Here is a 13,872-nt window from a genome sequence, read left to right on the forward strand (position 1 = left end):
TTCTCAAAAATTGCTTCTGAGTAGACCAGATGGTGACGGTTGGCGGCGAATGAGCCGTATTGCGTGGGTTTACGGTTTCACGTCGCTTGTCGGATTCGTCCTCCCGGCTGGGTTGCCGGTTGTTGGTGAGGACGTGCCCGGAGCCTAAATGGTTCATGCCTGAAAGGGAACGTGATGTTTGTGTCACCCCAACGAGCGATCGAACGTACGAGCGAAAGTCAAGGAGTCTGGACTAGCATGGACGTTCTTATGGGTGGTGGCACAACGGCTCTATCAGGCCTCGGTACGCTCTGACGGGCGACCCAGCCACCAAGTCGGCCCCCAGCGGGGCCAAGAAGAAATTCAGCGAGGAGCGAACCGCGTGACCGCCGACACGTCCGTGCCGTCCACTGCGCTGCTGACCGGAGCAGACCGGGGCGGCTCCAACTACACCGCGCGGCACCTGCTCGTCCTGGAGGGGCTCGAAGCGGTACGCAAGCGCCCCGGTATGTACATCGGCTCCACGGACAGCCGTGGCCTCATGCACTGCCTATGGGAGATCATCGACAACTCCGTCGACGAGGCGCTGGGCGGCTACTGCGACCGCATCGAGGTGATCCTGCACGACGACGGCTCGGTCGAGGTGCGGGACAACGGCCGAGGGATCCCGGTCGACGTCGAGCCCAAGACCGGCCTGTCGGGTGTCGAGGTCGTGATGACCAAGCTGCACGCGGGCGGAAAGTTCGGTGGCGGCTCGTACGCGGCCTCCGGCGGTCTGCACGGCGTCGGCGCTTCCGTGGTGAACGCGCTGTCCTCCCGGCTCGACGTGGAGGTGGACCGGGACGCCAAGACCCACTCGATCAGCTTCCGGCGCGGTGTCCCCGGCATCTTCACCGAATCGGGCCCCGAAGCCCCCTTCGACCCGTCGAGCGGCCTGCTCAAGGGCAAGCGGGTCCCCAAGACCCGCACCGGCACCCGCATCCGCTACTGGGCGGACCGGCAGATCTTCCTCAAGGACGCCAAGCTCTCCCTGGAGCCGCTGTACGCGCGCGCCCGCCAGACGGCCTTCCTGGTGCCGGGTCTGACGCTGATCGTCCGGGACGAGCGGACCGCCGAGGGCCGGGACGGCGCCGAGGGTCCCTCGGAGGAGACCTTCCGGTTCGACGGCGGCATCAGCGAGTTCTGCGAGTACCTGGCGCAGGACAAGGCCGTCTGCGATGTGCTGAGGCTGTCCGGGCAGGGCACCTTCAAGGAGACCGTCCCGGTCCTGGACGAGCGCGGCCATATGACGCCGACCGAGGTCACGCGCGAGCTCGGTGTCGACATCGCGCTGCGCTGGGGCACCGGCTACGACAGCACCACGAAGTCCTTCGTCAACATCATCGCGACCCCTAAGGGCGGCACCCACGTCTCCGGCTTCGAGCGCTCGGTGGCCAAGACGGTCAACGAGGTGCTGCGCACCGCCAAGCTGCTGCGTGTCGCCGAGGACGACGTCGTCAAGGACGACGCCATGGAGGGGCTCACCGCGGTCGTGACCGTGCGGTTGGCGGAGCCGCAGTTCGAAGGGCAGACCAAGGAGGTGCTGGGCACCTCGGCGGCCTCCCGGATCGTGGCGAACGTGGTGGCCAAGGAGCTCAAGGCGTTTCTCACCTCCACCAAGCGGGACGGCAAGCAGCAGGCCCGCGCCGTGCTGGAGAAGATCGTGGCGGCCGCCCGCACCCGCATCGCGGCCCGTCAGCACAAGGAGGCGCAGCGCCGTAAGACCGCGCTGGAGTCCTCCTCGCTGCCCGCGAAGCTGGCCGACTGCCGCAGCGATGACGTGGACCGCAGCGAGCTGTTCATCGTCGAGGGCGACTCGGCCCTCGGCACGGCCAAGCTTGCCCGGAACTCCGAGTTCCAGGCGCTGCTGCCGATCCGCGGCAAGATTCTCAACGTTCAGAAGGCGTCGGTCTCCGACATGCTGAAGAACGCCGAATGCGGTTCGATCATCCAGGTCATAGGGGCCGGCTCGGGCCGGACGTTCGACATCGACCAGGCCCGCTACGGCAAGGTGATCTTCCTCGCCGACGCCGATGTGGACGGCGCCCACATCCGCATCCTGCTGCTCACGCTCTTCCAGCGCTATATGCGGCCGATGGTCGAGCAGGGGCGGGTCTTCTCGGCCGTGCCGCCCCTGCACCGGGTCGAGCTGGTCAATCCCAAGCGGGGCCAGGACAAGTACGTCTACACGTACTCCGACCACGAGCTCCAGGAGACGCTGCTGGACCTCCAGCGCCGGAACGTGCGCTACAAGGACGGCATCCAGCGCTACAAGGGTCTGGGCGAGATGGACGCCGACCAGCTCGCGGAGACCACGATGGACCCGCGCCACCGCACCCTGCGGCGGATCAACATCAGCGACCTGGAGGCCGCGGAGCAGGTGTTCGACCTGCTCATGGGCAATGAGGTCGCGCCCCGTAAGGAGTTCATCACCAACTCGGCGGCGACCCTGGACCGGTCGCGCATCGACGCCTGACGTACCCCGGCCCGCAGCGGACAAGTGCCTCTCCACCCCTGGGTGGAGAGGCACTTTCCACCCAGGGCCCGACTCAAGGCCGATCCGCGCGGCAGAGGTCGTTCCGTAGCGTCTGGGACCCTGCCGGACCCAGGGAGGGCCGATGAACCGATGGACCCAGTGGCCCTCGCGGCACGCGCTCAGCCGCCAGGGCGTGCCCCCGGTGCGGCTGATGATCAACACGGGCATGTGGGTCTTCGGGGCGAGCCTGCTGCTGTGGGACGTGGTCCGCGACGACGCCTTCCCGAGGTGGGCGCGGATCGTCCTGCTCGCCGCCGTCGCCGGATGCGCGGCCACGGTGTACGCGTTCCGCCGCGTCACCGTCGACCACCGGCTGGGCCCCGCCCTCGCCCTGCTCGCCCTGCTGCTCGGGGCGGGGGCGGCGCTCAGGGCCGTGGGAGCCGACAACCCGGCGGCCGCGGTGTGGATCGTCGGGGTGGTCGTCTCGATGGAACGGCTGCCGCTGATGGCCGGCCTGCCCGCCGGAATCGTGGCCGCCGGCTCGTTCATGCTCTTCGGCGACCACAGCCTGCCGGGCGGTCTGGCCGCGGGCCTCGGTTTTCTGCTCGTCGGCTATACGCTGCGGCTGGACGAGGAGGCGCGCGGCACCGGCTACCGGCTGCTCGAGCAGGAGCGGGCGGCACGCCGCGCCGAGGCGCAGAGCGCGGCGCTCGCCGAGCGGGCCAGGATCGCCCGGGAGATCCACGACGTACTGGCGCACAGCCTCTCCGCGCAGCTCGTCCACCTGGAGGCGGCCAGGCTGCTGGTCGAGCGCGGCGAGGACCGGGCCGTGGTGCTGGAGCGGGTGGTGGCGGCCCGCAGAATGGCGCGCCACGGCCTGGCCGAGACCCGCCAGGCGCTGTACGCGCTGCGCGGCGAGATGGCCCCGGTCGAGGACTTTCTGCGGGAGTCCGCCGCGACCGAGGGCGCACGGTTCGAGACGGAGGGCGAGCCACGCGAACTGGCCGCTGAGGCCGGGCTCGCGGTCCGGAGGGTCGCGCAGGAGGCGCTGACCAACGTCCGCAAACACGCGCCGGGCGCCCGGGTGGAGCTGCGGCTTGTCTACCGGACGGACGAGGTGCTTCTCGAGATACGGGACGGCGGGGCCCGCGAGTCGTCCGCCGGCGGCCCGGTGGCGACCGGGGCCGGATACGGTCTGCGGGGGATGCGCGAGCGCGCCGAACTCCTCGGCGGCACGCTGGAGGCAGGGCCCGCCGACGGGGGCTTCGTGGTGCGCCTGCGAGTGCCGGCGTGACGTCGGCAGGGGGAGACACGGGGGGAGAGGCAGGGGGAGAGGCAATGGGCGAAGGGCGCGGGGCCGCTGGGCCACGGGCGGTGCGCGTACTGGTCGTCGACGACCAGATCATGGTGCGCGAGGGCATCGTGCTGCTGCTGGGGCTGCTGCCCGGCATCGAGGTCGTCGGCTCCGCGGGCGACGGCGAGGAGGCGCTGCGGCTGGTCGCCGAGGTCTCCCCGGATGTGGCGCTGATGGATCTGCGGATGCCCCGCTGCGACGGCGTCGAGGCGACCCGGCGCATCCGTGCCGAGCACCCCGCGACCCAGGTCGTGGTGGTGACCACGTACGCCGACGACGAATGGCTCTTCCCAGCCCTGAAGGCGGGCGCCCGCGGCTATGTGACCAAGGACGCCGACGCGGAGGAGATCGCCCGCGCCATCGAGGACGTGATGTCCGGGCAGGCCGGGCTGTCGCCGAAGGTGCAGCGACGGCTGCTGGAGCGACTGGTCACAAGCACCGCAGATACCGCCGATGGAACAGCTATGAGGGCCGAGGCCGTGCCGGGTCCGCTGCCCGACGGGCTCACGCCCCGCGAGGCGGAGGTCCTGACGCTGGTCGCCGAGGGGCTGTCCAACGCCGAGATCGCCCGGCGGCTGCATATCGGCCCGGCGACCGTGAAGACCCACATCAACAATCTCTTCGCCAAGGCGGGGGTGCGCGACCGTGCCCAGGCCGTGCGCTACGCCTACCGGAGCGGGATCGCCCAACCGCCTGGCCTCTCCTCCGGCCCCGGGCTCGGGCCCGAACCCGGCCCGTAGTCCCGAACCCGGCCCGTAAACCCGAACCCGGCCCGTAATACGGTCCCGGTTCCGGGATGTTCGTCACCTGAGTCACCTGATGGGGTGAACGTCCGTTATTGAGGGGTCCGAGGCCTCCCGCTCCGTCCATCCTTGGCACGCGGCCAATGCGGCAGTGGAGCAAGGAGTGTTCGGGTGGACATGCAGCACAACGCGCGCGACGCCGGGGTGGTCGGGCTGGGCGATCCCTGGTACGACACGGTCGCCTCCGGCTGGGGTGAGGACGAGACCGGCGGCGCACCCGGACCCCGGCGCGCCCGCCCGCCCGCCGCGGCGGATGTCTACGCCGAGGTGCACGGCAGCGCGGCCTTCCAGGAAGTGCGCAGACGCTACCGCCGCTTTGTCTTCCCCGCGGCCGCCCTCTTCCTCCTCTGGTACCTCGCGTACGTCGTCGCGGCGACCACCGCACCCGGTCTGATGGCCCGCCCCGTCGTCGGCGCGCTCAATGTGGCGATGGTCGCCGGGCTCGCCCAGTTCGCCACCACCTTCCTGCTGACCTGGGCGTATGCCCGCCATGCCCGGCTGCGCCGGGACCGGGTCGCGCTGGAGCTCCGCTGGGTGACGCAGGAGATGATGCGGGGGCACGGCCGGTGACGGGCAATCAGCAGGGCCTGGCGCTGCTGCTCTTCGGCGTGTTCGTCGCCGCCACCCTCGCCATCACCACCTGGGCGGGCCGCCGGCGGCACGGCTCTCCGGAGGAGTTCTACGCGGGCGGGCGGCTGTTCTCGCCGATGGAGAACGGCTTCGCCATCGCGGGCGACTACATGTCGGCCGCCTCCTTCCTCGGCATCTCCGGCATCATCGCGCTCTTCGGCTACGACGGGGTGCTGTACTGCGTCGGCTTCTTCGTCGCCTGGCTGGTCGTGCTGCTCCTGGTCGCCGAACTGGTCCGCAACTGCGGCCGGTTCACCCTCGCCGACGTGCTCGCCGCCCGGATGGGCGAGCCTCCGGTCCGGATCGCCGCGGGCGTCTCGTCCGTCACCGTATGCGTGCTCTATCTCGTCGCCCAGATGGTCGGGGCGGGCAGCCTGATCGCCCTGCTGATCGGCGAGACCGGCCCGCGCGCCCGCGCCTGGACGGTCATCGGTGTGGGCACCCTGATGGTGATCTTCGTGGCGCTCGGCGGTATGCGCGCCACGACCTGGATCCAGATCGTCAAGGCGGTGCTGCTGATGGCCGGGGCGGCCACGCTCACCGCCCTCGTCCTGGTCCGTTTCCACGGGGACGTGGACGCGCTGCTCACCGCGGCGGCGCGGCACAGCGGACACGGCCGGGACTTTCTCGCCCCGGGGCTCAAGTACGGCGGCGGCTGGACCGCGCGGCTGGACTTCATCAGCCTCGGACTCGCCCTCGTCCTCGGCACCGCCGGGCTGCCGCATATCCTGTCGCGCTTCTACACCGTGCCCACCGCCCGCGCCGCCCGCCGCTCGGTCATCTGGTCGATCGGGCTGATCGGCGGCTTCTACCTGATGACCATCGTGCTGGGCTTCGGCGCCGCCGCCGTGCTGGGCAGCGACACCGTACGGACCGCCAACCCGGCCGGGAACACCGCCGTGCCGCTGCTCGCGCTGGACCTCGGCGGGGGTGCCGGATCGACCGGCGGCACGGTGCTGTTCGCCACGGTCGCCGCCGTCGCGTTCGCCACCATCCTCGCCGTGGTCGCCGGGATCACCCTGGCCTCCTCCGCCTCGGTCGCCCACGATCTGTACGCCTCGCTGAGCCGCCGCGCGACCGGTACGCCGCGCAGCGAGGTCGCGGTCGCGCGGATCGCGGCGGTCGGGATCGGGGCGGTCGCCATCGGCCTCGGGCTGCTCGCGCAGGACCTCAATGTGGCCTTCCTGGTCGGGCTCGCCTTTGCGGTCGCCGCCTCGGCAAACCTCCCGGTGCTGCTGTACTCGCTCTTCTGGCGGCGGTTCACCACGCGTGGCGCGGTGTGGGCCGTCTACGGCGGGCTGCTCCCGGCGGTCGTGCTGGTGATGCTCTCCCCGGTGGTCTCCGGCGGCCCGGAGGCGATCTTCCCGGGGGTGGACTTCCATGTCTTCCCGCTGGACAACCCGGGCCTGGTCTCCGTGCCCCTCGGCTTCCTGGCCGGCTGGCTCGGCACCGTCACCTCGCCCCAGGCCGCGGGCGCCTCCGGATCCGCCGCCAACGCCGCCAAGCACGCCGAGATGGAGGTGCGGGCCCTCACGGGGGCGGGAGCGGCCTGACGGGACGTGTGTGCCCCGGCGGGACCCGGTACGGCCCCGCCCGACCCGTACGGCCGCTCGGGCCCGTACGCAGCCGCCCTCGGGCCCGTACGCAACTGCCCTCGGGCCCGTACGCAACTGCCCTCGGACCCGTACGCATACGCCTCACACCCATACGTAGCGGTGCTCCGGGCGCCCCGTCTCGCCGTACTTCAGGCTGAGCCGGACCCGGCCCGTGCGCTCCAGGAGCTTGAGATAGCGCTGGGCGGTCTGACGGCTGAGCGAGGACCGATCGGCGACCTCCTGCGCCGACAGCGGACCCTCGGCCCCCCGCAGCACTTCCCGCACCAGGTCGGCCGTGAGCGCGGAGTGGCCCTTGGGCAGCTCCGCCGGACCGGCCGAGGCGCCGCCCACGGCGCCGAAGATCCGGTCGACCTGGTCCTGCCCGGCCTCGCCGCCGCCCTCCAGGGCCCGGCGCAGCGCCGCGTAGCCCTGCAGCTTGGCGCGCAGCCCGGCGAAGGTGAAGGGTTTGACCAGGTACTGCAGCGCCCCGTGGCGCATCGCCGCCTGGACGGTCGCGATATCGCGGGCGGCGGTCACCATGATGATGTCGGTGTGGTGGCCGCGCTCGCGCAGCCGCCGCACCAGCGCGAGGCCCGTCTCGTCCGGCAGATAGTGGTCGAGCAGCACCAGGTCGACCTCGGCACGGTTCAGGAAGGCCAGTGCCTCGGCGGCCGTATGCGCCTGCCCCACGACGCGGAAGCCGGGCACCTTCTCCACATACGCCGCGTTGACCCGGGCCACCCGCACATCGTCGTCCACGACCAGCACATCAATGGCGCCACTCGCGCCGCCCGCGCGGTTCACGTCCGTCACCTCCGTACCTCCCTCATCGCGGCTCTCCTGCCGTGCTCAGCCGGGGCTCGCTCGGCTCCTCGGCCAGCGCCTCGGGCAGCACCACCGTGAACTCCGCGCCCCCGCCGTCCCGGTCGGCCACCCGCACGCTGCCGCCCTGCCGCTCGGCGAGGCGGCGCACCAGCGCCAGGCCGATGCCGCGCTTGCGGTGCGCGGGCGGCTCCTTCGTCGACCAGCCCTCGGCGAAGACGACGTCGCGCCGGTCGGCCGGGATACCGGGCCCGCTGTCGGAGACCCGCAGCACGACCGTGCTGTCGTCGGCGGCCAGCTCCACCTCGACCAGCGGATCGGCCGTTCCGGCCGCCGCGTCCAGGGCGTTGTCGATGAGGTTGCCGACGATCGTCACCAGGCCCGGGGGGTCCACCAGCCGGTTCGGCAGCAGCGTCCCCGGGGCGATGCGCAGCGAGACGCCGCGTTCGGCGGCGACCGTGGCCTTGCCGACCAGCAGGGCGGCCAGCAGCGGGTCGTGGACGCGCTCGGTGACCTGTTCGGCGGTGGCCCGGTGCACCCCGACCGCCTCGGTGACGAACTCCACCGCCTCCTCGTACAGCTCGAGCTCCAGCAGCCCGAGGAGGGTGTGCAGATGGTTGGCGTGCTCATGGTCCTGGGCGCGCAGCGCGTCGATCAGCCCCTGGGTGCCGTCCAGCTCGCGGCCCAGCCGCTCCAGCTCGGTGCGGTCGCGCAGGGTGGCCACGGCCCCGCCGTCGTCCGTCGGCATCCGGTTGGCGACCAGCACCCGGCCGCCGCTGACGGTCAGCAGATCGGAGCCGGTGACCCGCCCGGCGAGCACATCGGTGGTACGGCCGGGCGGCAGCACCTCGTCCAGCGGCCGCCCGGTGTCCTCGGCGCGCAGGTCCAAAAGCCGCTGCGCCTCGTCGTTGACCAGCCGGATACGGCCGCGCGCGTCCAGAGCCAGCACCCCCTCGCGGATGCCGTGCAGCATCGCCTCGCGCTCGGCGAGCAGCGCGGAGATATCGGAGAAGGCCAGATCGTGGGTGCGGCGCCGGAGCCTGCGGGCGACCACGTACGCCGCCACCGCGCCCACCGCGAGCGTGCCGCCCGCGTACGCGAGCAGCCCCGGCACCGCGCCGATGAGCCGGTCGCGCACGCTCTGGTACGAGATGCCGACCGAGACGGCGCCGACGATGCGGCCGTCCTCGTCGCGCAGCGGGACCTTGCCGCGGGCCGAGCGGCCGAGCGTGCCGTTGTCGATCTCCATGACCTCCTGGCCGGCGAGGGCGTCGCTGGGGTCGGTGGAGACATGCCGGCCGATCTCCTCGGACGAGGTGTGCGACCAGCGCACCCCCCGCTTGTCCATGATCACGACGTACTCGGCGCCGGTCGCCCGGCGGATCCGCTCCGCCTGGGCCTGGACCGGGCCGTGGGGGGTGGGCCGGGTGTCCACGAGCGCGTCGGGGAGCCCCGGGGCGGAGGCCGTGGTCTGGGCGATGGCGAGGGCACGGCGCATGGCCTGGTCGTCCAGCTGGGAGCCGAGCCGGGAGAGGAAGAGGCCGGTCGCGAGGACGATGACGCCCGTGGCGATGGTCAGCTGCATCAGCAGCACTTGGGAGAAGACACGGCGGGGCCAGCCGATGCGCCACCTTGGAGCCTCGGCACGCGGCCCCCTGGGTATCGCGGCGCTCATGGCTAGGAGGGTAACCAAGCGCGGGTCCGCGGCACGGCGCCAGGCGGCGCCTTGCGCCTAAACCCGCGCTGCTCTCGCGGAGGTGGTCACGGCCGCGGCTGCGGTCGCAGCCGCGGCGGCGACGGTCGGCGCAGGGCGCCCGGCGCGCACCGCCCGCACGCCGATGACGTCCATACGGGCCGGGGAGCCCAGCACCGACCCGCAGCTCTCCGGCCGCGGCGGCGCGCTGGCGATCTGCACGACGCCGACCCGCCACCGCCGTCCGTCGGCGTGCTCGACGGTGACGTTCCAGGCAGGGGCGGCGCCCTCGGTCCGCAGCACGGTCAGCGCGTCCGCCCCCGCCTCGCCGGTCAGCTCGCGGACCGCCAGCTCGGCGGCCTGGCCGGGGCGATCCCAGGTGGACCGGCCGCGGCAGCCCTCGGTGACGACCCTGCCCTCCCGCAGCGCGTCCAGGACGTCCTGCACGGACCGCGCGGTGGCCCGCCCGTAGGCGTATCCGTACGGCAGCACCATGAGCGTCGGCGAGAAGCGGTGGCCGCCGATGTGGGTGATCTCCCAGGTGCCACGTACCCCGGAGGCGGTCAGCTCGGCGGCCAGCGGCCGGCCGAGCAGGGCGCAGCAGCGGTCGCGCTTGCCGTTGGTGCACACGAGCACCAAGGGGTCGCCCGTGTACGTCTCCCACCCCTCGTCGGGGCCCGCGGCGGCGGGGCGCAGACCGCCGGGGTCGCCCGCGCCCAGCGCGGCGAAGTCGAGGGCGAGCAGCCGCTCGGGCTCGGTGAGCGCGGTCGTACGGATCCAGGAGCGGCCCGGGCGGGTGTGCGCGACGAAGACACGCTGCCGGGGGTGGGTGTGGCAGTCGGCGTGCCGGCCGGGGCGCCGGATCAGCGCCACGCGGACGCCGGTGTCCTTGGTGGCGCGCTCCAGCGCGCGGCCGACGGCCGGGGCCAGATGGCTGGCGGTCAGGGCTTCGGCACCCCAGGGGCCGGGCTGTTCGAGCAGCAGCCAGGTGGTGGCGGCGGTCGCCGTCCCGGCGAGCGGCTCGGACAGATCGCGGGAGGCGGTCGCGCACGTGCTCACAAAGGTAAGCCTAACCTCTCTTGTGACCTTGGTCCTCCGAAGGCGCGCCTTCGGAGGATCTTCGGCGGCAAGAGGCACGTTTCTGCCGGTCGCGGCCGGGTTCCGTGGGGGCGGACGGGGCGACGCCGCAATTTCTCGATCACCCGTTCGATATGTTCATGCGATCGGGTGAGATGTCCGGTGGAGCTGTTGCCGGTGAGGGCGATGGCGCTACGGTGCAGTTCTGGCCGCGAATCTTCATACCGCGTCGGCCTGCCAACAGAACAGGGAGCGGACTCCACGGCTCCCATGAACCAAACGCCCCGCGCCCGGGAAGCGACGCGGGGTCCCTGCCCCGGCCGGGTCCACACCGGCCCGGAAAGCGTCCGGCAGGGCGGACTCCACCGCGCCAGACCCGCCGCATCCAGCGGCGTCGACAGCAGCAGGAACCGAACACGATCGGCACCGACCGCACCACGCGGCCGGAAACGGCTCACACGCGCGGGACTCCAACCCCCGTCGGCACACCAACCGAGCCATCCACCCGACGTCGCCCCGGAACACCCAGGACGACCCAGGAAACCCAAGCCGATCAGAGACGCTGGGCGAGGCGGAGCGGCAGCTGCGCCGGGCGGCGGACAGCGGCCACCCCGGCGCCCGGGCGGCCCTGCACCAGCTGCGCGCACGGCGCAACGGCGCGGGTTTCTAGCCGCGTCGGCCGGTGGTGCGCAGGGCCATGGCGAGTTCGGCCAGGTACGTCGAGACCGGGCCCACGGTGAGCAGCCCGCTGCCCGCCCCGGCCAGCTCCGCCGCCGCGGGGGCGAGCTCGCGATGGGCGCGCTCCATCGTCTCCCGGTCGCTGACAACGACGGCCGCCCGGGCCGTCAGGCACCACAGGGCCTCGAACAGCAGGTCGCGGGGCGGGTCCGGGGTCTCGCGCAGCGCCGCCGCGGCCTCGTGGCGGCGGTTTCGGGCCAGCAGCACCAAGGGGCGGGCCCAGGGCTCGTACGGTCCCCAGTCGCCGTGCTCGTCGGCCTGGGCGGGCAGCCCGTGCCGCGCGCGCAGGCACAGCAGCGCGAGCGGCAGCAGACCGCGCTCAAGACCGGGCATACCGGCCCCGTCCAGCCGCGCGGCGGCGTCCCGGTAGGCCGCCTCCGCCGCCCCCTCTGCCGCGTGTTCCGCCTGTTCTGTTGCCGGACCGGTCGCGGCGAGCCGTAGCGCGGCGTACCACTGGGTGAACACGCCAACCAGCGGCAGCTCATGGCGTTCGGCCAGGCGGTCCGCGGCGCTCGCGTGGCGGTCGGCTCCGGTGAAGTCCGCCAGGGCGGCACGGGCCTGGAGCCGGATGAGGTGGCCCAGGACCTCGAACGTGGTCAGGCCGTGCCGGGCGGACAGGGCGATCAGCTCGGCGCCGATCGCGTCCCGGCGCGGCGCCAGACCGGCGCGGTGGAAGGTCTGCATGAACGTGGCGTTGAGGGCGAACGCCAGCAGCGCGGGATCGTCCAGGCGGCGGGCGATCTCCTCCGCCTGCCGGGCCGCCTGCGGCCCGCGCGCCGCGCGGGTGCCCCGCGACTCCAGGGCGATCGTGGCCAGCAGCCGGGCCCGGGCCGCGTCGTGCCCGCCGGGCGGGAGGGCAGGCATGGCAGACAGGACAGACAGGGCGCGCTCGGCCGCCGCGACGACCCGCGCGGCCTGCTCCGGGTCGTCGAGCCGCGTCCAGATGGCCGGGACGTCGTACGCGCCGATCACCCGGGCGGTCAGCTCCGCGTCGCCGAGCTCCTCGGCTGCCGCGACGGCCGCCACGCGGTGGTGGCGGGCCGTCCGGAGGCCGCTGCCACCGGTCACCGCGAGGCTGCGCAGCAGACCCACCGTCGACTCCAGACGTGCCCGGGCGCCGGACGGCACGGTGCGGTTGTAGGCCGCCGCCGTACGTGCCCACACCCGGTCGGCGGCCCCGGGCCCCGGGTCTGGGCCGGGGGCGAGGTGGGCGGCGTGGCCGAGGATGTCGGCCTCCAGGCCGCGCAGCCGCGGGCCCGGATCCACCCCCAGCTGCTCGGCGAGGAGCGTACGCGCCCGGCGCAGGACCGCCAGCGCGTCGCCCTGGCGGCCGGACCGGTACAGCGCCAGGGCCAGCAGCCGCCAGGCGTCCTCGCGCCAGGGGTGCTCGGCCACATGGGAGTCGAGGTCAGCCGCCGCCTCGGCGGCCAGGCCCAGCGCGAGCCGGGCCTCGGCGTGCCGCTCGACGGCGTGCAGCCGCAGCTCGGCGAGGCGCGAGCGCTCGGCGCGGGCCCATGGCTCGTCGGCGAACTCCGCGTAGGCGGGCCCGCGCCACCACTCCAGCGCCTCGTCCAGCCGCGCGAACGCGTCCTCGGGCGGCAGCGCCGCGGCGGCGGTCACCGCCCGCTCGAAGCTCCAGGCGTCCACCGCGCCCGGGTCGGCGCGCAGCGCGTACCCCGGGCCCTCGGTGACCAGCAGGCGGGCGGGGGCGCGGGGCGGGCGCTCCGGTTCCAGAGTGCGCCGCAGCGCGGCCACGAAGGTGCGGATCGCGCCCACCGCGTCGGCGGGGGGTTTCTCCGGCCACAGGTCCTCGGCCAGGCGGCGGACCGGGACGACACGGCGGCGGGCGACGATCAGCCGGGCCAGCACCGCGCGGTGTCGCGGCCCCTTCAAGGCGATCGCGTCCCCGGCCCCGTCCCAGGCCGCCACCGGACCCAGCACGCCGAACAGGAACCGCACGCCGGACCACCCTTTCCGGGGCAGTGCCCCCGGTCACGGTAACGCGCTCATCCGATGCTCATTCGCGCCCGGCACGCTGATGACGCCTGACCACAGCTGATCACTTCGGAAATCTCCTGAAAGGGGCGGAACCATGCCGCCTGCCATCGCCGGCTTCGCTCACCACCGTGTCCCCGTCGCCGACGGCGTGTCCCTCCACGCGGCCGTCGGCGGCTCGGGCACCCCGATCGTGCTGCTGCACGGCTTTCCGCAGACCCATCTGATGTGGCGGCACGTCGCCGCCGACCTCGCCGCCGACCACACCGTGATCTGCCCCGATCTGCGCGGCTACGGCGCCAGCGACAAGCCCGCCGACCCCGACGGCACCGGCTACGCCAAGCGCGCCATGGCCGCCGACATCGTGGCCCTGGCCCGCGCCCTGGGCCACACCCGGTTTGCTCTGGCAGGGCACGACCGCGGCGCCCTGGTCGCCTTCCGCGCCGCCCTCGACCACCCGGCGGCCATCACCCATCTGGCCTGCCTCGATGTGCTCCCGACCCTGGACATGTGGGAGGCGCTGCACGGCACCACCGCCGCCGTGGGCTTCCACCTGTATCTGATGGCCCAGCCGCCCGGACTGCCCGAGCGGCTGATCGGCGCCGCCCCGGATCTCTTCTTCGGCCACTTCCTCGACCTGTGGACGGGCGACCCGCAGGCCATCCCGGCCG

General features: G+C 73.2%; 10 protein-coding genes. 6 read left to right on the forward strand and 4 right to left on the reverse strand.

Features of this window, described 5'->3' with window-relative positions; genetic code table 11:
- Window positions 1–361 precede the first annotated feature (361 nt).
- The 5 genes from ACWDSL_RS07190 (at window position 362) to ACWDSL_RS07210 (ending at window position 6,834) form a co-directional block, all read left to right on the forward strand.
- Window positions 362–2,494 carry a DNA gyrase/topoisomerase IV subunit B gene (locus ACWDSL_RS07190; RefSeq protein WP_450482563.1) on the forward strand — a complete coding sequence of 711 codons (2,133 nt, stop codon included), beginning with the start codon at window positions 362–364 and terminating at the stop codon, window positions 2,492–2,494.
- A gap of 142 nt (window positions 2,495–2,636) precedes the next feature.
- A complete protein-coding gene (locus ACWDSL_RS07195; protein ID WP_450482565.1) occupies window positions 2,637–3,788 on the forward strand; it encodes a sensor histidine kinase in 1,152 nt (383 codons plus the stop codon).
- Between the two features lie 44 nt (window positions 3,789–3,832).
- The gene (locus ACWDSL_RS07200; protein WP_450482567.1) at window positions 3,833–4,588 is read left to right on the forward strand and encodes a response regulator; all 756 of its coding nucleotides are present in this window, start codon (window positions 3,833–3,835) and stop codon (window positions 4,586–4,588) included.
- 180 nt (window positions 4,589–4,768) lie between these two features.
- Window positions 4,769–5,221 carry a DUF485 domain-containing protein gene (locus ACWDSL_RS07205; protein ID WP_450482583.1) on the forward strand — a complete coding sequence of 151 codons (453 nt, stop codon included), beginning with the start codon at window positions 4,769–4,771 and terminating at the stop codon, window positions 5,219–5,221.
- Complete coding sequence (locus ACWDSL_RS07210; RefSeq protein WP_450482569.1) at window positions 5,218–6,834, forward strand: solute symporter family protein; 1,617 nt, start codon at window positions 5,218–5,220, stop codon at window positions 6,832–6,834. The genes ACWDSL_RS07205 and ACWDSL_RS07210 overlap by 4 nt, the downstream gene beginning before the upstream one ends.
- A gap of 144 nt (window positions 6,835–6,978) precedes the next feature.
- Here the strand turns inward: ACWDSL_RS07210 and ACWDSL_RS07215 are convergent, their stop codons facing one another.
- From ACWDSL_RS07215 to ACWDSL_RS07230, 4 genes are all read right to left on the reverse strand, one after another.
- Window positions 6,979–7,689 (reverse strand): response regulator, encoded by a 711-nt coding sequence (locus ACWDSL_RS07215; protein ID WP_450482571.1) that lies wholly within the window; start codon window positions 7,687–7,689, stop codon window positions 6,979–6,981.
- A 13-nt stretch (window positions 7,690–7,702) separates the two neighbouring features.
- Window positions 7,703–9,373 (reverse strand): ATP-binding protein, encoded by a 1,671-nt coding sequence (locus tag ACWDSL_RS07220; RefSeq protein ID WP_450482573.1) that lies wholly within the window; start codon window positions 9,371–9,373, stop codon window positions 7,703–7,705.
- 57 nt (window positions 9,374–9,430) lie between these two features.
- Window positions 9,431–10,450, reverse strand: coding sequence for a sucrase ferredoxin (locus ACWDSL_RS07225; RefSeq protein WP_450482575.1), 1,020 nt, complete (start codon window positions 10,448–10,450; stop codon window positions 9,431–9,433).
- Between the two features lie 684 nt (window positions 10,451–11,134).
- Window positions 11,135–13,165, reverse strand: a complete 2,031-nt coding sequence (locus ACWDSL_RS07230; protein WP_450482577.1) for a BTAD domain-containing putative transcriptional regulator — start codon at window positions 13,163–13,165, stop codon at window positions 11,135–11,137.
- 133 nt (window positions 13,166–13,298) lie between these two features.
- Between ACWDSL_RS07230 and ACWDSL_RS07235 the strand changes: the two genes are divergently transcribed.
- A partial coding sequence (locus tag ACWDSL_RS07235) for an alpha/beta fold hydrolase (protein WP_450482578.1) occupies window positions 13,299–13,872 on the forward strand: 574 nt, incomplete at its 3' end.

The organism is Streptomyces sp. NPDC000941 (assembly GCF_053599555.1).

Excerpts from the sequence above, each read along its gene's own strand:
- ACWDSL_RS07195 (WP_450482565.1), top strand. The coding sequence starts at position 2,637 with ATGAACCGATGGACCCAGTGGCCCTCGCGGCACGCGCTCAGCCGCCAG.
- ACWDSL_RS07200 (WP_450482567.1), top strand. The coding sequence starts at position 3,833 with ATGGGCGAAGGGCGCGGGGCCGCTGGGCCACGGGCGGTGCGCGTACTG.
- ACWDSL_RS07205 (WP_450482583.1), top strand. The coding sequence starts at position 4,769 with ATGCAGCACAACGCGCGCGACGCCGGGGTGGTCGGGCTGGGCGATCCC.
- ACWDSL_RS07220 (WP_450482573.1), bottom strand. The coding sequence starts at position 9,373 with ATGAGCGCCGCGATACCCAGGGGGCCGCGTGCCGAGGCTCCAAGGTGG.